The organism is Microcoleus sp. PH2017_08_TRC_O_A, from assembly GCF_020738665.1.
Lineage (GTDB): Bacteria > Cyanobacteriota > Cyanobacteriia > Cyanobacteriales > Microcoleaceae > Microcoleus.
This window is the reverse complement of the sequence record NZ_JAEQCE010000084.1, coordinates 1-23,693: the sequence shown is the minus strand read 5'-3', so window position 1 is coordinate 23,693 and position 23,693 is coordinate 1. Positions and strand designations below refer to the sequence as shown.

Annotated in this window: 9 protein-coding genes; 4 read left to right on the top strand and 5 right to left on the bottom strand. The window is 45.0% G+C overall.

What is annotated here, in order from left to right:
* The 3 genes from JGK22_RS25620 to JGK22_RS25610 all read left to right on the top strand — a co-directional run.
* Window positions 1-1,371: DUF1822 family protein (locus JGK22_RS25620; RefSeq protein WP_293314061.1), on the top strand; the 1,371-nt coding region annotated here is incomplete at its 5' end.
* 29 nt (window positions 1,372-1,400) lie between these two features.
* Window positions 1,401-3,734, top strand: coding sequence for a CHASE2 domain-containing protein (locus JGK22_RS25615; protein ID WP_293314059.1), 2,334 nt, complete (start codon window positions 1,401-1,403; stop codon window positions 3,732-3,734).
* Between the two features lie 21 nt (window positions 3,735-3,755).
* Entirely contained in the window at window positions 3,756-4,478 is a 723-nt protein-coding gene (locus tag JGK22_RS25610; RefSeq protein ID WP_293207475.1) for a DUF928 domain-containing protein, read from the top strand.
* Between the two features lie 74 nt (window positions 4,479-4,552).
* Here the strand turns inward: JGK22_RS25610 and JGK22_RS25605 are convergent, their stop codons facing one another.
* From JGK22_RS25605 to JGK22_RS25590, 4 genes are all read right to left on the bottom strand, one after another.
* Window positions 4,553-7,351, bottom strand: a complete 2,799-nt coding sequence (locus JGK22_RS25605; RefSeq protein ID WP_293314057.1) for a CHAT domain-containing protein — start codon at window positions 7,349-7,351, stop codon at window positions 4,553-4,555.
* Between the two features lie 176 nt (window positions 7,352-7,527).
* Complete coding sequence (locus JGK22_RS25600; protein ID WP_293314055.1) at window positions 7,528-9,471, bottom strand: ShlB/FhaC/HecB family hemolysin secretion/activation protein; 1,944 nt, start codon at window positions 9,469-9,471, stop codon at window positions 7,528-7,530.
* Window positions 9,461-12,322 (bottom strand): filamentous hemagglutinin N-terminal domain-containing protein, encoded by a 2,862-nt coding sequence (locus JGK22_RS25595; protein ID WP_293314053.1) that lies wholly within the window; start codon window positions 12,320-12,322, stop codon window positions 9,461-9,463. Before JGK22_RS25595 ends, JGK22_RS25600 begins: the two co-directional genes overlap by 11 nt.
* Window positions 12,323-12,770: 448 nt before the next feature.
* Window positions 12,771-20,912 carry a S8 family serine peptidase gene (locus JGK22_RS25590; RefSeq protein WP_293314051.1) on the bottom strand — a complete coding sequence of 2,714 codons (8,142 nt, stop codon included), beginning with the start codon at window positions 20,910-20,912 and terminating at the stop codon, window positions 12,771-12,773.
* Between the two features lie 781 nt (window positions 20,913-21,693).
* Here JGK22_RS25590 and JGK22_RS25585 point away from each other — a divergent pair.
* Window positions 21,694-21,840 carry a hypothetical protein gene (locus JGK22_RS25585; protein WP_293207467.1) on the top strand — a complete coding sequence of 49 codons (147 nt, stop codon included), beginning with the start codon at window positions 21,694-21,696 and terminating at the stop codon, window positions 21,838-21,840.
* 46 nt (window positions 21,841-21,886) lie between these two features.
* On the opposite strand, the gene JGK22_RS25580 is transcribed toward JGK22_RS25585, so the two are convergent.
* Window positions 21,887-23,524 carry a PEP-CTERM sorting domain-containing protein gene (locus JGK22_RS25580; RefSeq protein WP_293182996.1) on the bottom strand — a complete coding sequence of 546 codons (1,638 nt, stop codon included), beginning with the start codon at window positions 23,522-23,524 and terminating at the stop codon, window positions 21,887-21,889.
* Window positions 23,525-23,693 lie beyond the last annotated feature (169 nt).

The window sequence follows — 23,693 nt, the reverse complement described above, 5'->3', positions numbered from 1 at the left end:
CATCATTCTAATCCGATTTCGCGCTACAATGCTTATCTCAATGGTGTTTGTTTAAAAACATTCTTGAACTGGTTATCGGAATGGCTGGCAGAAGAAGCATTCCCTCAACCTTCAGTCTGGCACGGTCAGGATATTGCTAGTATTTGGGAAGTGGTGAATGGTACTGCATTTCAAATTGGCGAGACTAGGTTGGTGTTAATTCCCAGTGATGAGGGAGAGTTAGAAGAGTTTTGCGTACCGCAGGAATGGGTGGATATTCCTAACTGGAGTGCTGACTATTATCTCCCCGTACAAGTGAATTTAGATGGGGATGATGGTGAGTGTTGGATAGAGTTATGCGGCTTTGCGACGCACCGCCAGCTAAAGAATGACGGCAGATACAATGCGGGCGATCGGACTTATTGTTTAGCGATCGAGGAGTTAACAGAATCCCTTACGGTGATGCAACTTACTTTTGGGTTAAACTTGCAACAAGAAGTTTCACCATTGCCAAGTTTATCTGAAGGAGAGGCTGCAAAATTATTACAGCTTTTGAGCGATTCATCAATATATTCTCCCCGACTGAGAGTTACATTTGAGCAGTGGGCTGCATTTTTGGCAAATGATGAATTGAGACAATTGTTGTATGGAAAGCGTTTAGGGATTTTGGAGAAAAAGGAGGTAGCAAGCGGATTAATTTTCTCCACTCAAGATCGAGAAAATTTAGTTCACCGGGTCAAGAGTTATTTGCACGAAGGATGGCAGACAGTGGAGGGAATAGTAGAAAAATTAGGAACTTTAGAGCCTAATTTGGTTTATGCTCTAGAAGGAAATCAGAGGTATCGGGACGGTTATTCTAGCAGCCATAATAAAATTCCCACGCTGATTGAACTGTTGAAGGATAAGCGCAATAAAGGGAATCAATGGCGGGTCGCCGAATTATTAGGTCGCGTCGAACCGGGAAATGCGGAGGCGATCGCAGCATTGACTGATTTGTTACAAACAACTCAAGATGATATCTTGCGCCGTCAAGCGGCTGTGAGTTTGGGAAAAATTGACCCTAAAAATGCCAGTGCGGGTTTGAGAGTTGGTAAGATTATTAATTTGGAAATGCGACTTGATACCGAGCGCGTCGTGCTGGTAGTGACGCTGTTTCCGGAAGGAAGCGATAAAACGAACGTTCACTTGCGAGTAAGCCCCGTGCGATCGCAAACTCTGCCACCAAATCTCGAACTTCTTGTCTTAGATGAAGGAGGCGAAATTTTCGGGGAAGAACGCACGGATATGGTTAATGATAGCCTTGAATATGAATTTACGGCGGATCTCGGCGATTATTTTCAGGTGAAGGTTGCTTTGCAGCAAGTTAGCGTCACAGAAGATTTTACTATTTAACTCGATCGGTATTTGGAAGGTCAAAAGCTATGAGCAAACTCGTAATCTTGGAAATAGGGGATGTTGACAGCGAGCAGCGCTATCCTGTCGCCCTAAGAATTGGCGATAGCATTCACTCGGCTATGGCTGAAAGTAGGGGGCGGTTGCCACCGGCTAAAGATTTTCTGAAAGCCTATGAGGATTTGCGATTAGAGCGGACTGTACGCGGTTTTGGTTGTTATCGCAAATTAGAACATAAAAAAGGGCAAATTACCAAAAGTTCGGTTCAAGAATTAGCGGTTCAAGTGAAGGCGCGTATTAATACTTGGTTGAATTCTGGGGACAGTCTTTTTCAGTCTGTCAGGGATAAGTTATTACAAGTATTGAGTGCTGAGAAAGGCAATGTCAGATTGATGATTCAAACAGATGATATTTATTTCTGGGGTTTGCCTTGGCACCTCTGGGATAAACTTGACGAATTGAAAATTGAGCCTAGTTTCAGCAGGTTAACTAATACACTTGGTAATTACCAACCAACTAACTCTAAAAATAAGGTCAGAATTCTGGTAGTTTTGGGAGGACATACAGACATAAACCTTCAGGCAGATTTAGAGTATTGGAAATCGTTAATTGAAAGGGATGCCGAGATAGAGGCTGTAATAGCTATTCGCAGCACCCAGCTCAACGAACAGTTATGGAAGCGCAATTGGGACATTTTATTTTTCGCAGGTCATAGCTCTAGCAATTCAGATTACAGCCAGGGCAAGCTTGCTCTCAGTGAAACTGAAAGCATAGCAATTGAAGATTTAAAGTATGGTTTACAAAATGCGATTAAGCACGGGTTGAAATTAGCAATTTTTAATTCTTGTGACGGCATGGGATTAGTCAACGAACTAGCTTCGCTGCAAATTCCTGCTGTAATTGCCATGCGAGAGCGAGTGCCGGATGAAGTCGCTCAGAAGTTTTTGGAATATTTTCTAGAGGCATTTGCTAGAGAAAAGAAGCCTTTGCGGGACTCTGTTAGGAAGGCGCGAGAAAGCCTACACGGGATGATGGATGGTGATTATCCCTGTGCTAGTTGGCTGCCGATGGTTTACGAACACCCTGCTGTTGAGCCTCCAAGTTGGGATGAGTTGCTGAAGGGAAATGAGGAAGAGCGTCAGCGTGTTTCGATTTGGCGCAACCTTCGGACTGTATTGGTAGCTAGCGTGTTAGTCACAGGCACAGTCGTGGGAGTGCGATCGCTAGGATTGTTAGAACCTTTAGAAAAAACAGCTTTCGATCGAATCGCACAGATAATGCCGGATAAAGGGCTGGATTCCCGCTTATTAATTGTTGAAGTTACTGCCGATGATTTTAAGCAATTAAATAATGAATATCCCTTACACGATAAAACAATAGTTCGGGTTTTAGAAAAATTAAATAAGCACCAACCGCGAACTATTGGCTTGGATATTTATAGAGATGTTCCACAAGCACAAGGACGTGATGATTTAATTAAATACTTACAGCAGCACGAGCGGGTAATTCCTATATGTATGTTTCCTTGGGATAAATTTCTAGAAGGGGTTGCACCGCCTCCCGGTCTGCCCGACGCTCGTCCTGGATTTGGGGATATTGTAGAAGATTCCGATCGCGCGATCCGGAGACATTTATTGGCTATGAAGCCCTACCCGTCTTCTCAGTGCAAAACCTCATCTTCGCTAAGTTTTCAACTAGCTTTACACTATTTGCAAAACCAACCGAATAATACTGCCGATCGGAGTTCCAAGCTGCCAGTCGAGTTTCGAGAAAATTATTGGAAAATCGGCAAAACTGATTTCAAAAATTTAGAAACAGATCGAGGTTTTTATCAAAAAGAAAACTTAGGTGGATTTCAAATAATCTTGAATTATCGATCGCGCCGATCGCTCATTGACATTGCTGAGCGAGTAACTCTGATCCAAATTCTCAACGAGCAGGTCAATCCATCTGATATCAAGGATAAAATTGTTTTAATTGGTGTTACAGATCCAACTAGAAACAACGCAAACCATAACACACCTTACAACCAAGAGATTCCTAGCTTAATGTTTTTAGCCCAGAGGGTAAGTCAAATTATTACTGCCGTTGAGGATCGCATACCCCTGATGTGGTTTTTACCTCAGTGGGGTGATACTGTTTTGATTTTGCTTTGGTCTGTGGTGGGGGGTTTTTGTGCTATCCACCTTCAATCACGACTGCATTTAGGATTAGCTCAAGGAGCGCTACTCATTATTTTATCTGGGAGCTGCGGGTTTAGCTTGCTGAAATCAGGATGCGTGCTACCCCTCGTACCATCAGGATTTGCTTTGTTAGGTGCTAGCGGATGTTTAATAGTCTACAATGCTAGGAAAGACTCATAGCAGCTCCTACAGGATACCTATATGAAAACTCTGTTCACCTGCGCTTGGACGCTGGCGGTTATTAACGTGACAAACTGCTTAGTTTTGGGACAGGTGCAACTTAATTTAAACGGTATCGTAGTTTCTGAAACCCAACAACCACCCGTAAGTGATAGAGCTACCGATCGAAAGCCCACAGGAACTCGCGGGCCTTGTGAAGAGACAGCAGGTTTACCTTTTACCCCTTTTTTACCTCCTAACAGTCCAGATTTTTTAGTCTCGACAATTACCGATCGCCCTACCTTGTGGTTTTATGTTCCCTACAGAAGTCAAAGCGTCAGCTATGGAACTTTTTCTTTAGAAGATGCAGGAGGAAATCGCGTCTACAAAATCGATTTCAAACTACCTGAAACTCCGGGAATTGTTAGTGTTAACCTTCCCAAAGATCGACAACCTTTAGAGGTAAATAAAACCTATCGTTGGTATTTCCGACTTTACTGTTCATCTCAAACATTACCGGGGTCTAATGCAGTTTTTCATACAGGTTTAGTAAAACGGGTCGATCGAGGAAATCTTGACGCTCAGTTGCAGGCTGCAACAAGAGAAAATCGTGCTGCAATCTATATTGCTAACCAGCTTTGGTATGATATGCCTGACTTGGCACAAATTCGCAGTCGCCCTGATGACTGGGCGAACATCTTGAAAGCGATGGATTTGGAAAAGTTGAAGGAAGAAAAGATACTAGGCCCGGTACTGCCTCGCTAAAAGATTTATATCAAATCCGGGTTTTTTACCCTCGTTATATAGTGTCTGGTAGCCTCGGTATAAAAAGACTATTCTTACAACCAATTTCCGATCATAACAAAAGGAGCCCAATAATAGGGATCGGATTTTTTGGCTAGAAGTGATAATTGGGCTTGGCGGAGCGCTTCAGCTTTATTCACATTAGGTTTTTTTAGTTCATTATAGAACTTAACCATTAGTTCCGCCGTAGACTCATCGTCAACATACCATAATGTTGCTAATGTACTGCGCGCTCCCGATCGCACGGCGACTCCAGCTAGCCCTAATGAAGCTCTAGGATCGCCCTTGGCTGTTCTACAAGCACTCAAAACCAATAATTCAATATTATTATCTTTGCGATCGCGCTTGCTGCTGAGTATATCACTTAACTCTTTACTCTGAATCACGCCATCATAAGCTACAATAAAAGTTTGTTCTGGATCGGAACTGAATTCACCATGAGTTGCTATATGAATCACTGAGGAAGGAAAAGAGTTAATTTGCTCTCTTAAGCTATTTTTGATAAAATCTTGGTTAATCAGCGGTTTTTCGCTGTTAGAAACCTCTTGTTTGATATTTCCTAACTCCCGATCTACATATTTAAGAGCGGGGAAAGCTTTTCTCCCAGGAAAAATCCGTTCTTCACTCAAGCCTGCAATTAAAATTTTCAACCTTTCTGGTTGCCAAGAATGAGGACTGATGAGTTGCAACCCTGGTGCTAGGGCAATAGCATATTTTTCGATTAGATAAATTTCTTTTTTAGTAACTTCATCATAATGAGATAAGACGCTCATTGGAATATTGCGGAAGCTGCTATCTAGGACGAATACTAATGTTCTTAACTCAGGGTATTGTTCGAGATATTTATTAAAAGGTTTAATTAACCACCCATAAATTATTTTAGAAATTTTTGTAACTTCAGCAGGTGCATCTGCTTCGCTCAATTCGCCTTGCAAGTTTTTCAGAAGAGTCTCAACTTTTCTGCGAGGTGTATCGGATGGGCGATGGTGCAATAGTCGATCGGGTAGGGAGACAATAATTTCTAACCTATCTTCTAAAATAATTGGATAAATCACTGCCGCTGTTCGATCGAGCCCATCAATTTGTTTAGTTTTAACCTGAAGACAAGCATCTCTAAAAAAGTTATCTAACTCAGCAACTTGAAGGGCTTCAATGACATTTCGGGCTTGCTTCAAATTCTCCTGACTCGGTTCTTCGCCCCGCAACAACAAATCCACCAATTCGCGATACACTGGTTCTACCCGATCGCGAAAATCGAACTGTCCGTCCCGACTAATTGGCACCAAATCGTTGCGTACCGACTGTAAAGTATTAAATGCAGCCGTATAAGCCGCGATCGCCCCCTCAACATCCCTCGCCTTCCCATCCCGACGAATCCGCCCCAATTGCCACTGCCACTGATAGGCAAGATCCGGCGAATTTAGCTGCACGTTTTGCGACAAAAGTAAAGCTTGTTCCGTACATTGTTGAGCCTCTAACCATTGCTGTTTCTGTTCGTAAATTCCGCCCAAATTACCCAAAGCATAGGCTGTTGCCCTTAAATCGCCTAAATCCTTACCTAATTTGACAGCTTGGGCTCCCAGATTTACAATTTCTCTCCAAGATAAATCTTGAGTATTTTGAGACAAGCTTTCAGAAACAGTTAAGGAATCGGGCAAACAGTAGTTAGAGAGTGATTCTGACTTTTCAGCCCTGAAATTAGGTGGGTTATTTGCAGCTTTTAATTCTTCATTTTTCAGGTTAGCTAAGCTATTCATCAAGCTAACTTCACCATATATTTTATGGCGGCTCGGCGGTAGCTGACTCAACTGAGATAAAATTGCCAACCGCAACTCTTCTGCTTCTCGGAGATTTATCTTATTCCCAATTTTTGGATCTACTAAAAGGCTGAATAAATCTAACCTTGCCTGGATTTTAATAAAGGAAGTTCCAGCAACCTCGATCGCTCTTCGATAGTAATCTAAAGCAGTTGAGTAATAATTTATTTGAGTGTTATCTCCAGACTCAGCTAGAAATCGATTTCTATTCCCCGAAGCTTCGTAAGTATTGCCTAAACTCAGCCAAACTAAAGCTTTTTCTTGATTGTTTTTCTCTTGAGTAATGGCTCGATCGACTGCTGCCAAAAACTTCTGTGAATTGTCTAAAAATCCAAGCTGCCTCAAAACATCGCCGAGTAGGCGACTTCCTGTTAATTGGATGCTTTTAAAATTTGGATTTAATTGTTTTTGTAAAAGCCCTTGTAATCGATCTAAACTTTTGCTGTCGGTTAACTGCGAGCAAGTTCGATCGGGCAGGGCAAATTTTCCTTTGTTATCCACCTCGATCGCGGGTATTAATGTTTGACAAGCCTGTTCGTAAAGCCCTAACTCTTGCATGGCTTTGACTTGAGAAATTAAACTGCGCTTCCACCCGAACTCATCCTTTAATTTAACATAAATACTAGCAGTTTGCTGCCAACTTTTTAAAGCAATATTGACTTGCCCCCGATCCGATAGCCCGTTGCCTTTGATATCAAGAGTCTGAGCGATCGCCCTTAATTCTGCTGGCGAATTTGCTCTTGATTCCTGCGGCAACAAACTCAAACTTTTTTCAATTGCTTTTTCGGCCTCCTGCCAGCGTCCAAACTGTTGGTAAGTTAACGAAAGATTGCTGAGGGCGATCGCTTGATTTAACCAATCTCCCTTAACTTCAAAAGCCGCCGCAGCTTGCTGCCAATATTTTGCTGCTTCCTCAAATTCTCCCGCCGCATAGCGTTCCCTCGCTAACTTTTCCGATTCACTTCCCTCTCGCTGCTGGAGGGCAGTAGCACTCAACCCTACAGGAACTTGTATCATTCCTACACGATCTTGTATCGTCCTTGCACGATCTTGTTGAGTAATTTCTGTTTTTCCTACTTCCCCATTAAATATTTGGTTAGCTCGGACATTTGTTGCTAAAAAAGAGAACAATACTGTTAAAAATAGGAGAATAAATAACCTGATTTTTTTTATCTTGATTTGGCGCACAAGTTTCAAAAAGAAAACCTCGATCGCACTGAAAAATGTAACCCTTTTTCTTGCCATGTCCTCTGCCTCGAATTCACGTCAACTAAAGGAATGCCCCAGTAAAAACTTGCTGCAAGTCGATCGCTCATTTCCCACCGCAGTCCCGCCCCCATAGACACCAAAGTTTGAGGGTCAAAATCCTCTCTACCGGAGCTGTTCCACACCGTGCCTGCATCAATAAAAGGAGCAATTTGAACGACTCCTAACCCTCGATCGGACCTACCAACAATCGGAAATCGCAACTCGGCTGATGCGGAAATTCCGTTATCGCCCAAAAGTAGATCCTGCCGGTAGCCTCTCACGCTATTGAAACCTCCAAGACCAAATTGCTCCAGAGGTAAAAGCGCTCTATTTGCTAATTGCAAGTCGCTGCTGGCAAAGACAAAAGTGTCTCTTGCCAAACGGCGAACCCACTGCGCCTGTCCCCGCCATGCCAAAAATCTGCTGTCAGGAGCTTCACTGTTAACAGTAGCATTAAAAGCACTCAATCCTAAGCTAAATTGCGATCGAAACGCTAATAATTCTTCATTACTTCGCACCGTCCAATCCTGAAAGAATCGCAGGGCCGAAATGCGCGATCGCCCTTTTTCATCGGCTCCCGGAGAGAGGGGGAAATCTTCACCTAAAATTGAAGTGCCACTTTCCCGCCGAGTTGCAGTCAAACCGAGGGCAAATTCTTGTCTGGGAGTCCTTAATAAAGGTTGGCGCATCGTAATATCTAAATATCGCGCCGCTGCTCTGAGATCGACATCTTCAAAAGGCGGTTCGACGACGCGATTTGCAGTTGTTCCTGCTGCTACCTTAATCGTACCGTTATTCGGATTTAAGGGCAATGTATAACTTAAATCGAAAGCATTGCTGCCGTCGGTATTCGTGTAGGCAAGGCTCAAATCATCTCCCCGGCCCAATAAATTTGCTTCGTTCAGTTGCACTTGGCGGCGGACAGTACCGACGCTTGGAGCTCGGCGGTTATCGATCGCTACTTCGACACTAAAAGTTTGTTCCTCCTCGAATTTAACTTCTAAACTGCTTCTGTGTACCTGCGAACCGGGTATCAATTCAGCGGTAATCTTTTTAATTAATGGATCGAGTTCGAGCAATCGCAGAGCATCTAGCAGGCGAGAAACTTGTAAAGGTTGCGATGCGATCGCCAAACGGCTGCATACATAATCGAGGTTGAGGCGTTGCCTTCCCGTCCGCCTCCTGACTCGAATTGATTCTAATCCGCCTTCGACAATTTTAATAATAACTTCTCCAGGAACGCCCCTATTTTGCAATCTTTGATTTGGTTCTTCGCTGGTAGTAGGAATGTAGGCAAAAGAGTTAATATATCCTCTTTGGTTGTAAAACTTTGTGACTTCCGAAATTACTTGCTGCAATTGAGCAAAAGTAATTTGTCCTGCTCGAAATCGATTAGTAGTGCTGTCTAATTCTAAAAATTTTCGGGTAATTTCTCGATCGAGAGTTTCCTGACTAAAAACAGTATTGCCAACAAAGCGAAAATTAGCGATCGAGATTGCCTCGATCGCCTCATCAGTTTTGCTATCTTCCGGCGTTGGAGTTGCCGTTGGAGTTGCGGGCGATCGATCTGCTGGCGGCACTGGGATAGAACATTCGTAAGCTTCACCGGTATCGGAATTGGGTTCAGTCTTTCTTTCTTCCAGGGTGGGAGAGGGCTCTGTAGGTGGCAGATTTTGCGGGTTTTGCCGGGAAGGAGTGGTTTGCGGTTCTAAAGGTTCTGCGGGATTGGGTACTTGAACCGTCAAGTCTGGGCCGCCCGGATTCAACTCTCCTGCTGGTTGCAGCAAAGTTTCCGCCTTCAGCGGCCAAGCCGCCAAGCTGCTTGCTAACAAGCCCGCACTCAACGGCAGCCAGCGATCGCCCCTGTTCCGGTTTCTGTTATTGAACATCGCAGGCTGGGTGGGGAATAACGGGACTTTGCAGCGGCACCGCAGCAGGATAAGCAGTGAAGATAACTTCTCCTTTGCTGTTAACCGCCAAACCTCGGGCTGCTTGGATGGGGCGAGAAGCGGGGCGAACCGCTTGCTGGGGTGCGGCAGTTCTCGATCGCCCTTCGACAGGCGGTACGGCGTCAGCTAAACCGACGGTTGCAGAGCCGCCACTGAGGGTTTCCCCTGGATTGGCAGGCAAGCCGCGCCCTGTTCTGGTAAAGGTTCTATCTTCTCCCGGCTTCCGTTGATTGGGACAAATTTGGGCGATCGCGTCGGGATTGGCGATCGTCTCTGGTAGCTTAGCCACGCCTTGGGTGGGGTCTGCTTCAGGGGTGTTGAGGAGTATCTCGCCGTCGAGTTGCGGGCCGGCCAGGGAGGTAGCGGTGATGTCGCTGGTGAGGTTGGAGGCGGGATCTGTGAGGCGGCGCGATCGGGCTCCGAAAATGCCTTCTGGGGCTGTAATTTCGACGCGGCCGGCTTCGCGGTTGACTGCATTGGCTGTGATGTCGCTCTTGATACCGGCAATTAAGGCTCTGGTATTGATGTTGATATTGCCGCCCCTAGCATCGCCGGTGGCGGTAACGGTAATGTTGCTGTTGTCGCGCATCAGTAAGTAGTTGGACGCTTGGAGGTTGATATTGCCGAAGTCACCGGATCTAGTTTCTGCCGTAATGGTTCCTCTGTCTAGTCTGATATCACTAGCTGTTACCTCCAGGTTGCCGGCTGCTGGTGTCCCTGTTCCCAACCGACTGCTAACTGTTAGTGTTGCTCCCCTCTCAACCGTCAATCTTTGAGTAGTGACGTTCAAACTGCCAGCATCGCCAGAACCGCCCCGCGTCCGAGCTAACAAGCCGCTGCGGAGTACCTCGCCTTCTTCTGTCCGCACTGCTTCACCTGTTTCTGTCCTGCCAATGCCACTCAATTCTACAGAGTCGGAAGCTTTAACCACAATACTGCCTCCTGGCCCTGCACCCAGAGTAGAGGCTGTTATCTGTCCGCCGTCCCGAACAACCACCCGCCTTGCGTCAATTGTGATATTGCCCCCGGCAGCACTTGCTTGTGTGCTGGCAAATAAAGCGCTGGGACTCCCCTCAGCCGAGGTTCCGATTACTTCCACTAATTCCGCAGGAGTAACTGCTGCTGTTTCTGCTGACCCAATACCTCGAACCGTCAAGGTTCCTCCTGACCCTTCGCCGAACGTTGTTGCGGAGATCCGGCCGCCCCCCTGGACTGTTAACCGTCTGGTTTCCACCGTCAAATTACCTCCGTTTCCCGTTGCTGGCAAAATTTCTCCCTGTTCTGTTTGTTGACCGTTGACTTGAGCGAATATACCACCGCCACTCCTTACCTCCACTGAGTCAGAAGCGCGAATTATTAAATTTCCTGCATTGCCAGAGGCAAAAGTAGACGTTGATATCTGAGCTACTTCCTCCACAATCAACTGTCTGGTATTAACTGTTAAATTTCCTCCATTTCCATTTGCTTGTGCATTTGCAAATAAACCACTAATTCCTGACAATTGCACCAAATCGGTGGCGTTTACTGTTAAATCTCCCGATCGACCAATACCGCTAGTAGTGCTGGCAATCTCAGTTTGACCTTGCAGAAACAACTGTCTGGTTTCAACAGTTAGATTACCTCCATTTCCCGTTGCCTCTAAACCGACTCCAGAAAACAAACCACCAACGTTCAGAGTGACTTCAGCATCTATGACAGGAGTCCTCAGTTCCACCAGTTCCCTAGCTCGGACGGTTAAATTTCCGGCATTGCCAGCCGCAAAGGTAGCAGTTTGTGCGACTGCTCCTTCTCGAATACTCAACCTCTCCGTATCAATGTTTAAATTGCTGCCATTGCCATCGCCCTGAGTTTCTGCCAGCAAGCCGCTACGGAAAAAGGGGCGTTCTTCGGTTGTAGTGCCAATTAGTTCTAGGGAATCGGAGGCATTTACAGTTAAAGCGCCTCCTGGCTGCGATCCTTCAGTGATACTTAATATTGCCGAACCGCCTGTCAGGGCGACAGTTCGGCCCTGTACTTGAATGGTTCCACCTCCGAGACCACTAACGTCGGCGGATGCTGCGTTGGTGAATTGGATGTCACCATATTCCGGGGCTGGTTGGGCATTGCCGATTCCGATTTGTCCGCTGCTATCCAAAGTAAGTTGACCGTTTCTCACAGACCAAAGCTCAATCCGCCCTCCTTCAGCCATGAGGTTTCCGCCGTCTAGGGTGACATTGCCCCCAATGAGCGCTAAGGTATTCCCGGCTTTTACTTCAAGACCAGCAGGGCGATCGCTCCTATCTACTTGGTCATCATCACCTAAGCTGAAGTTGTGGCCATTCCCCTCAATGCGGATCTGTGCGGGAGTTCCTGTAAATTGCAAGCTGGTAGGAATACTGATAGTTAGCAGAGGAGTTGTTTGGAGATTTCTAGCACTAAATGAAGTGCCGTCAGCAAAATTAATACTATCGGCTGTAGTGCCAAGAAACGAGCCACCGATATTCAGGCTGGCATTCGGGCCAAAAATAATGCCGTTGGGGTTGAGGAGAAATAGGTTAGCGTTGCCGTTAGCTTGGAGGATGCCGTCAATGTTAGAAATTGACCCACCTGTGACGCGAGTGAAAATATTTTGAATCGTATCAGCGTTGTTGAAAAATGCTGTGCCACCAGTGGGGACGGAAAATTCCCTAAAGCTATGGAACAGGTTGCGGCCCGCTGCTGTGCCACCTTCAATGGTGAAGGTGTTGTCGTTTTCGGTGAAGGTGGAATTGTTGGGTAGAGTGGCATCGGGGAGAATTTGGGCAGTTGCCAAAGTGGGAAAGCCACAAATGTAAAAAAGAATACAGAATATTTTTAATTTTGTTTTATTTTTCACGGGGATGCAGGATATAAAAACGGGCGATCGATGAAAATATTAAGATGATTAGTCCTGGAGGCAGAAACCGATTTTTTTTACAAAAATAAGGCACTCCCGACCTTGAATACTCATAAAAAACCTGGTTTTTTTAGTATTTATATGCAAGTCCTAGTTATCTTACAACACAAAGAGCCGAAGATATAGCAGTCGCTAAGGTGCTTTGGTCACTGAGCGTAGTCGAAGTAGGCATTTCGACCCTTCGACTACGCTCACATAAGTAGGTTGGGTTTAAGAATGATCCCTCCGCTTCGCCCAACACCTTCTTCTAGTTGATGTTGGGCGGAGCGTTTAGCGGAGGGTTCTCTTCGTTCAACCCAACCTACAGATCTAACTACGGATATTATTAAGAAATAGGTGTAACTGTAGTGCTTATATTTCCAATTGCACCTACACCTAAAACTGTAAAGCTGCCTTCAGTAGCAAATGTCGAACCTGCAAAAGCAGTGTCAATTGCTTGTACGCTCCAATAATAAGTACCCGGTCTGAGATTTTTCAGCGTCCAATTTGTGTTTTGATTGACATTGCCCATTTGAACTACTTTGCGAGTGCCATTGCTATTAGCCATCGGAGACATAATATCTGAACCTCCAGGAGTTGTTCCTACTCGCAGGTTATAAGTTAAACCTGCTTGCGGTGTTTCAGCATCAGTAGCAGGACTCCAGTTTAGGCTGACAGAATTACCATTAACTGAAGAGATCAGTCCAGCGGGTATTACCGGGACAGTATTTACAGTGAAAAGGTTGTTTCTGTAAACTTTGGTACTAGCAGAAGGAGAACCCAAGCGATTGCCAGCTAAGAGCAGATCCAAGTCGCGATCGTTGTCATAGTCTCCCCAACTTACTGAACTGCCAAAAACTCCTTGTAAGTTGGTACTAATATCGGTAAACCTGCCGCCATCATTGCGGTAGAGTTTTGAGATTCTGGATGGCGAAGCACCTGTCAAAAGAATATCTAAGTCCCCGTCATTATCGTAATCTCCCCAATCTACAGAGCTATAATAAGCTCCCTGCAAGCCCGCTTGAATCTCCGTGAAACTGCCAGCATCATTGCGATAAATCTTAGCAACCGGAGATGAATTGCTCGGCGTTAAACCAGTCAAAAGTACATCTAGATCGCCGTCATTGTCATAGTCTCCCCAAGCTGCATCACCCGAAAAAACGCCCGTTAATGGCGCACCTATATCTGTGAAACTGCCATTATCGTTGCGATAAATCTTAGAGATATCTGCTGAAACTGAACCATCAGAATTACCAGTTATGAGAATATCGAGATCTCCGTCTTTGTCGTAGTCACCCCAATCTGTTGAACCCTGCCAAACTCCCTGTAAATTTGCGGCTGTATCTGTAAAACTACCGCTGTCATTACGGTAGACTTTCGCAATCTTAACCGAGGAACCAGAAATAATGGCACCACCTGTCAGAAGTATATCGAGATCGCCATCATTATCGTAATCTCCCCAATTTGCTGAACTATTCCAAACTCCTTGCAAGTTAGCACTGACATCCGTAAAATTACCGCCATCGTTCCGATAAACTTTCGAGACTGGATTTGAGGCATTATCCAAACCTGTTAGCAGAATATCAAGATCGCCATCTCTGTCATAATCTCCCCAATCGATCGAACTATTCTTAACTCCAGTCAAAGCAGCATTAACATCTGTAAAGTTGCCGCTATCGTTTCGGTAAACTTTGGCTACAGAATTCGGACCGTTTGTGCCTGTCACCAAAATATCTAGATCGCTATCGTTATCGTAATCTCCCCAAGCTGCCGAACTGTAGAAAACTCCGTCCAAATTAGCATTAATGTCGGTAAATAGTTCTGTGGATGCTGGATTAGCTGCGATCGCAATTCCTTGAGAAAACTCCGAAGTGTTATTATTCTGGTCAGTAGCAGTAGCAGTAATAAATTGACCGATGGGAACAGCCAACGGTAACTTAACGGCGACTGTCGCATTGCCACTACTATCGGTCGTCACAATCTGGAATCCAAGGAAGTTCTCTCCTTCTCCATAACCGCCACCGCCAAAACCACCACTACCAAATTCACCACTACCAAAACCAGAGTCATCTAAAACCTTGTTAGAGAAGAACTCTACTCTGAATGTAGTGTTGGGAGTGCTGTTTATCTTCCCTTCAATTACCGTAGTCTCACCGCTAGAGATAGCGGAAGTCAACTCAGGGAAATTCTGGAATTTGTTAGGACCAGTGTCGCTATCTCCCACATCATTTACAGTCAATCCATTATCTCCTAAATCGATTCCCAAGAGTTCGTTCCCAGAAATAGAATTAGACAAAATAGCATTGCCCGTTGCACCATCACCCATAAGATAGATACCGTTTCTACCGTTACTGAATATCAAGTTTGATGCCCCAAGTGCTGTTCCACCAATAGTATTGTTAGGCGCACCCAACATCAAAATACCACCTTTTGTATTTCCCAATTTTTGAGTACCCGTGATATCGCTACCGATATAGTTGCCCTGAATGAGGTTATTGCTAGCACTTGCCCCCTCTATGTAAATGCCAACACGATCGTTACCCGATATGATATTTCTTGCTTTAAGTGTTGTACCGCCAATAGTATTATTAGGCGACCAAACTGAAATGCCACTAAAGCCCGTACCTAAATCTTGAGTGCCAGTTACATCTGTACCGATGAAGTTTCCTTCAATGATGTTGCCGCCATTACCAGCCAATCGAATAGCGTCAACACCAAAACGGTTGATTGTCAATCCTCTAACCGTACTGTTGCCAGCAGAGATATACAAACCATCCACTGATACATTACTGCCATCTAATTCAATTACTGGTCGAGTTGAATATCCTGGCTGAGTCATGCCATCAATAATCGCTGAATCGGTAATTTGTGGCAGTGGCGATAGCGGTCGAATGGTAAAAGCATTGGTGCTGGTATTGTAGCCCGCATCGGTACTCGGAATTTTGAAGAGAACTGTATCCTTGCCAGGGCTGCTATTGGCCCAATTTAAAACCGCCCGTAAACTACCAGGCCCACTGTCTTTGGTATTGGTAACAACATTCGGTGGCTCATCATTATCGGCGATCGTCACTGTCGCACTGCCATCTTTCCCAATAGTGTAACCTTGACCTGTTGATAACGTAAGCGCTACCGTTTCATCTCCTTCCACTAAATTGTCATCAACTGGAACGATCGGAATGGCGACACTTGACTGACCGGCAGGAATCGTGACACTTCCACTCAATCTCTGATAATCTAGACCTGCACTAGCTGTTCCTCCCACCAAATAATCGACCTTCAAATTGTATTTTGTTTGACCCTTCCGAGAAATAGTCACTGTACCAGGATCGCCATTTTCTGAAGCACTCGGATCTGTTGCCTCTATAGATACATTTGGCTTAGTTCCGTAAATATTTAGCTTCCAACTATCCCAGAATCCTTGAATTTGATTTCCGTTTTCATCAATAACTTCTAATGTCCAGTCGCCTTTAGAAGATTCTCCCCAAGAGCGGTTAGAAGTGAATAGCCAAGGTGTTTTAGTTGATTCAGGCTTTATTGGATAGTTATTGTTGGGATCTCTTTCCTTAGGTAATGCCAGCACTAACAATGAATTTGTACCGTCTGGCGATTTTAATTTTACCGTTAAATCGCCCCAATCATTGTGGTCAATGTCAAACACAACTTCAACTTTCTCGACATTAATATCTTCATTAATTGTTATCTTTGAAGACAAACCTGTTTCTGTGCCATCAGGGATACTTGCCTTGACAATTTGTAAGTTAGAACTCACCTGAACTTCTCGATCGACAGATGTCCAATTAGCAGCTTTTTCCACCGCAGCTTTTGGATCGACAGCCCCAAAACCGTATTTGTGGTTAACCCAATTCCCTACTCCATTTTGTGACCAACCTGGATCGAAAGCATCATTTTTCTGAGCAGTTCCTACTAAGATGTGCTGCACGTCCCGCCAACTCAAAGAGCGATTTTTTTCTAACATCAAGGCAACAACCCCTGATACGAAAGGTGCCGCCGCTGAAGTTCCGCCAAAGCCAGTGGTATAGTCCTTCTCGTCGTATCCCCTGCTACCTTGCAGATCGGGTGTGGTAATACCGATTCCGTTGCCACTCGAATATGCAGATACTAATAGAGAGGCTCCCGGTTCGCTATAAGGTGACTTGTAGCCCCGATTGTCGATCGCACCTACGGCGATCGCATAGCGAGAATTAGCCAATCCGTTATAGTTGACATTTCCGTCATCTAAGGCATCGTTACCAGCACCAAAAACATAGATATTACCAAGTCCGCCGCGCCCCAGTTTGACTCCTTGCCGCATCGCTTCCACACCGGGACCGGAGTCACTCAGCCAATCCTCTTCCTTCCAACTATTGTTGTAGATATCAATGGACTGATTGCGCTTTTTATCAGACAGGTCATACAGCGCATTCGCTAAAATTATATCGTCAAATTTATCAGCAATTAGGCGCAATCCAGCGAAGGAAGCTTCCGGAGCAACTCCACTGCCTTGATAGCCATTAGAACCATTAGCAAGCGCAACTCCTGCTACCGATGTTCCATGAGGATTGTAGGTACTGAAATCCAAACCAAACTGATTGATTTTTCCAGTGTTTAACTGTCCTTCATTGTTAATCCTTAATTGCCAATAACCCGGTGCCCACTGGTTATTAGCATCGGCCAAACTCACCTGCGGTTTGAAACTGCCCGTAAAAGGTGCAAAGGCGGTCGAGATTGGTGTTGTTGCTCGATCGTCAAATGTTGTACCAGAAAAATTACTGCCACTACCGCCGATATTTCGGAATAGTTCAACTTCTGGTGGTGCAGCAGGCGGATCGCCCGGTCTGGGGAACCAATTGCGCCACGAAGACCGGAAAACTAGGGGGTCAAATATGGGTTCTTTGGGGCTTACCAAATACCCTTCCAAATCAGAGATTTTGGGGTGCTGGATATTCAGTTGAACGTTCACGTCCGTTACCACTCCTGTCAGAGGAACCTTTATAGGGAAAGTCGTCTGCCGAAAGTCTCTGATTCCACTATTCAGGGAACTGTCCGTGGAATATTCCTTAATCACTTTCCCCTGGTAAGTGGGTAAGGGATTGGCATCATTTTCGTTGAAATCCCAACTCAGATCCGATCGATATTGAGATTTCAATTCTGGATGCTCGTACTCAAAGCCGTCGTCAACAATGCCAATAACTACACCCTTCCCTCGCGCTAACTCCCAAGCAGACATCACATTAGCGGTTGGGTTAATGCCTGTTTGCAAGTGCCACTGAGTTCCATCTTTTACCAAAGGTTCATCCTTGGGTTCCGACAGCAATTTTGGCTGTATGGGAACAAGGGGATAGGCAAATTCTACCGGACTGAGCGAAAGTAAAGACTGCTGAACTTGCAATGGATCGGCATCTTCTGGAAATTGCCATCGGTAAGTGTTGGGAATGTGTCCGGCTGTACCTAAATCTAAAGCGCCTAAACTACTAGCCAACTGCGAGGAAGAACTGCCGGGGGTCAGCCAAACTAACCATTCTCGCGTTTTAGCCAAGGTTTCTGGATCGTATTTTTTTAGATTAGCTGAACCTGCGATCGCCAATCTGACTTCATCAGACAACCCATCTGCACCCGGATCGCTAATCAGCGCAAACCTTTCACTCGCAACCGGGCTAGCACCACCTGCTTTATCATAGGCGATCGCCGATAATTGATAGCGCCCCGGTGCTAAACCGCTCAAATTATCACTAAAGTTAAATCGGCCGAACCCATCACTGTCAGTGGTAAATTCAGTAACATCATTAGCGATTTCAATTTTCTCACCACCTTCTTTTTGGAACCAGAAATCGACTTTAGCAATATCGCTGACTCCTTCTGTATCAAAAACCTTAGCGCCACTAAAGCTAATTTTTTCACCCTTGGTATAGAGAGGTAAAGTTCTAAATTGTAAATCCCCCGGCGCACTATTGACTAACAAATTGCGACTCGCTTCATTGCTAGCTGCACCAGATTTATCGTAGCCGATTGCCTTCAACTGATATTTACCCGCCACTAACCCACTCAACGTATAATTAAAAGTTGCCCAACGATTGTCGGAACTGTCGGAAGTAAAAGTAGTAACATCATTAATATCTGTCCATTCTCCCCCCTCTTTCTGCAACCAAAAATCTACTTTGGCTAAAGTATCAGCTCCATTAGCATCAAAAATTTTGCCATTTGTTAGCGGAATTGCCTCATTGGGTTTAGCAATATTTGGCAGGCTAAATTGCAAATTTTCTGGCGATCGGTTAACCGGAGTTGGAGTTGGCGGTGTCGGAGTTGGAGTTGGCGGTGTCGGAGTTGGGGTTGGCGGTGTCGGAGTTGGGGGTGGCGGTGTCGGAGTTGGGGTTGGCGTAACTGTAGCTTCTTTTACAATAAAGCTTTTGAGTACCGTCTCGCTGGTAGCGCCTGCTTTGTCATAGGCGATCGCCTTTACCTCATACTCACCTGCACTTAAATCCGACAAATAATAGCTAAAAGTTCCCCAGCCTTGACTATCAGCGATGAAATTTTCAGCATTAATAACCTTGAGCCATTCTCCGCCTTCCTTCTTTCTAGAAAATTCTACTTTTTCCAGGTTATCAACACCGTCGGCGTCGTAAACTTTACCGCCTGTAAAGCTGATTGTTTCTCCCACTGTGTAAGCAGGTAAAACATCAAATTGCAAGTTTTTAGGAGCTGTATTTGTTGGCGGTGTCGGAGTTGGCGGCGTAGGTGTCGGGGTTGGCGGTGTCGGTGTCGGAGTTGGCGTAACCGTAGCTTCTTTGACAATAAAGCTTTTGAGTACCGTCTCGCTGGTAGCGCCTGCTTTGTCATAGGCGATCGCCTTTACCTCATACTCCCCTGCACTTAAATCCGACAAATAATAGCTAAAAGTTCCCCAGCCTTGACTGTCAGCGATGAAATTTTCAGCATTAATAACCTTCATCCATTCTCCGCCTTCCTTCTTTCTAGAAAACTCTACTTTTTCCAGGTTATCAACACCGTCGGCGTCGTAAACTTTACCGCCTGTAAAGCTGATTTGTTCTCCCACTTTGTAAGCAGGTAAAACATCAAATTGCAAGTTTTTAGGAGCTGTATTTGTTGGCGGTGTCGGAGTTGGCGGCGTAGGTGTCGGAGTTGGCGGTGTCGGAGTTGGCGTAACTGTAGCTTCTTTGACACTAAAGCTTTTGAGTACCGTCTCGCTGGTAGCGCCTGCTTTGTCATAGGCGATCGCCCTTAATTCATAATTCCCCGCCCCTAAAGCAGGTAAAGAATAACTAAAAGTTGCCAACCCCTGACTGCCGGCTGTAAAATTCGTTGCATCTGCTAAATTAGTCCACTCATCGCCTGCTTTTCGCAATGATAATTTTATTCTGTCTAGGTCGATCGCCCCATTACCATCGATTACTTTTCCACTTGTTAACTCAATCGTTTCACCAATTTTATAAATGGCTTTTAAATCGAACTGTAAGTCTTTCGGTGGCGTATTTATTGGTGGCTTTGATTTGAGAAAATCGATAAATTTCTTCCCGCCTTCAGAAGTAGTCCAATCCTTAGCCGGATTAATTACTTCTTTCAACGGTACAGCTTTGCCGATCGCACCTGTCAACTTAAAAATAACATCCTGATAATCGCCATCCGAACCCGTATCAACCCGCTGATCCTCTAGGGAAAATACCAAGCCACCACCATCAACGTCCGCTATTTGACCGTACAACCAAGCATCATTTGGGTTGAGACTAGATAACGAAAACAGCGGGCGCTTATCTCCACCAATATCGGGATTGTTAAAAACCTCTTGCACTGTACCATTTGGCACCAACATTACAGCATAAGCCTTTCCGGGAGTTGTGGTAAATGTCTTCACGCCCTGATACGGCCCATCATTATAATTTTCTTCTCCCAAAGTGCCACGAAATAGAGGATTTCCCCCCTCTACGGATTCAAAAATCGTGATATGACCCAATACAGAATTACTCAGCGATCGTCTGGCAGCTTCCTTCATAAATCCCTTATAATCTGAAGCAAATCGCTCCATACCATCGAGACTAAAAATAGCTATTTCCCCTTGATATCTGCCGCCATCGTTGAGAAAATCGAAGCCTACTTCACTTTTTTGCGAGACAAAAAATCCCGCATCAACCCCCAAACCGCTTAACGGATCGATTCTACCATCGGCAGTTAAACTGACTTGATAATTTGTGTAGCCGGAAACAGGAGAAATATTTAAAATATAATCCGCCGCCCCTAAATTATCGATGTTAATAATTCCAGCTTTTACGTCGCTAGTTGAAATACTTTTGATTACCTTCCCTTCTTTGTCGCGCAGTTCCATATTGATATCGCCACTAACACCGATCGCGGAGATGCGGGCGCTACCCATCCTGGGAAGACTGAAAAAATAGCTATCTTTAGGATCGGTGTTATCCGTAGAACCGATCGAGAAATAGTTATCGTTGAGGCTACCGATTTGAATATTGGACATTTTATACACCCCTTTCCTTAATCAACTTAGGTTTATCAAAAAACAACGACCCGGAAATAAATACAGGTATGGCGAATTTTTAATACTTAAACTGTCGTTTAAGATGCTTTGCCTCACTCAGAATGATAATATGAGGCTTTAATGGATGAATCATGAAAATCTTTTTGACGAACTATATTATTAGGCATTTTTTCTCTCCTGTCAATCGATATTTTGATGAAGACTTGATGAAGGCTTTATGAAGATTTGACAAACCATTTGAGTTTTTACTCCTGTTTTGTATAAGTTCGATCGAACGCTGGTAATTTGCAATTTGTCAACTGGTAAGACAGAATTTTTAGTGGCATTTTATAAAACAATCCTGGCAATTTCTAGCGATCGCACGCAGGGCAAAAAACCCAGTTTCTGTTGTTGATGCACGAGTCCCACAGCCAGCGAGGGTTAAAGGTAGAGTTCCCGTCACCCTCAAAAATCGGCCGTTACTTATCTATCTGGAAGCAGGCGTTAGTTTTATGCAGAACGCTGCCTAATCTTCATAAAACTTTATAAATTGGAGAATGGAGCCGCCAGAAGTCGGCTCAGGAAGGGATCTCGCCAAAACATTCTCGAACCGGAACTTACCCCCACACGGCGAAGTTTCGTTGTTGTGGCGCGCCCTCAACCTTGCCGAACCGCCCCCCACACGGCGAAGTTTCGTTGTTGTGGCGCGCCCTCAACCTTGCCAAACCGCAACTGCCACCGTACCCACAGCCTCTACCCATGGGTAATAAGTTAAGCCTGTATGGCAGTTGTCAAGGGGATACCAGAAATCGGACTTGTTCTTTGCGGGCGATCGATTATTCAGCAAACCCTAAGCTGTTTCGCATTTAAACTGGGATTTTTGAGTGCTGAAACCGCAAGCCTTGCCGAGATAGCCCGATCGATTTAAATGTAAAACAGCTTAATTAAATATAATCGATCGCCCCCGCAAAAGATTACTTGACTTGCACTTTTCGATCGCTGCGTTTGCGTTTCCATAACAAGCCGCCGAAAATTGCAGCCGCAGTTACTATCCCTCCAATTTCTGAAGGTTCGGGAACAGGTTCAGCACCATCGATCGCCCGCATTTTAAACGAGAACTTATCCCGATTTGATTCTAATTTTATTGGGAATGCTAGAGGGTTAGTCGGCTCGATTGGTGCATCGATACCGAGTACGCTAAACTCCGATACGCCGTAACCGAGCAAAGCCACAAAATCCACTATTTCATTAGGCTTGAATTTACCGATTTCTTGACCGCCAACTGCGATAGAAAAAAGTTCGTCAGCATCAATACCGCTGGGCAAACTGAGAATTTTCGTAAATAGCGATGGTTCGGTTGGCTTGGGATTAAATGCGATCGGACTTGACCCAACAATATCCTCGCCGATTTTGAACGCAAAACCCGCCGAGGTTGGCGGGTCAAACCACAGGCGATTTGCTACATTATTAAAAATATGCCAACCATCCTCAAAACGATCGGGTAATACAGGATTGCGCTGAGAACTACCGCTGATAGGATCGAGCAGAAAAGCATGATTTGTACCAGTCGCGCGGTTAATCCCTTGACCGACAATTTGACCGCGATCGTTAATGCCGCTGATTTGCTGTAAAAACCACCCAGAATCAGCAGGAATCAAACTGTTAAGGTTAGCCATTTCGCCGTCTTCCCAGATTAAACCGTGACTGAGGCTGCCATTGACACTTGTGTTACCAAAACCGACTGCTTGTCCTTTATTATTAATTGCAACCCCGTAATTGACATTGCCACCGAGAGTTTTGAGTTCTGTAAGTTTACCGTTTGACCAAATAACAGGTTTACTTTGCCGAGTGTTCTTATCTGCTGAATGGCCGATCGCCTGTCCCAAATCGTTGATATCGTAAGCAATACTGTCGTTGTGTCCTTCCAGAGTTCCCAAGTCTACGATCGTGCCATTTTCCCACAAGGCAGCATGAGTTATGCCGAAAACAAGACCGGAATAACCAACTACTTGCCCTTTGTTATTGATACTCATAGCCCCGCCATTGAAACCAAGAGTATCGAGTTTTGTCATTACACCGCTTTGCCATACAAAGGGGTTAAATTGCTCTTGGGTAATGTTAAACTTACCAACTATTTGCCCAGCATCATTGATGTCACTAGCGCTACTGCTAATGCCACCAAAATAACCGAGGTCTGTCCTTTGACCGTTTTCCCACAAATAGGCATTATCCGTCCAATTTTCGCTGAGATATCGGCCCACAACTTGACCGGAAGTGTTGATTTGGTAAGCCCAAGTGCTGTCGGTAACTTCAGTCAATTGACCGTTTTCCCAAATCCAACCCACACCATTTTTACCCATTACCACTTGTCCGAGATTGTTGATACTGTAAGTGTTGCCGGGGCCGAGGTCTGTAATGGCATAGGAGGAAAAACCTGTATGGATACTGGCGGCGCTGACTGGTTCAACTACGGTAAATCCCAATAAAGTAAAAGCAGTCAGCGACAGACAACTTTGAACAAACCCGCGAGAGGAAGTTTGTTCAAACATTTTTTTTAATTTTTTCACGTGCACCTCAGAGTCGATGGTTGGGTTGGCATTGCTTGTTTGCATAGAAAACGAGTTCCCTGTATATCTATCAGGGTGTCGATCGAGATTTTATGCGCTGACGCGACAATTTGTTACAAAAATTTACTAAAACTTACGCCTCGCCGTCCAGAAACCGAGTTTTCTACGACAATACTAGGTTCCAGAATGATAATCGCTGTCGGTGGGAGAGTCC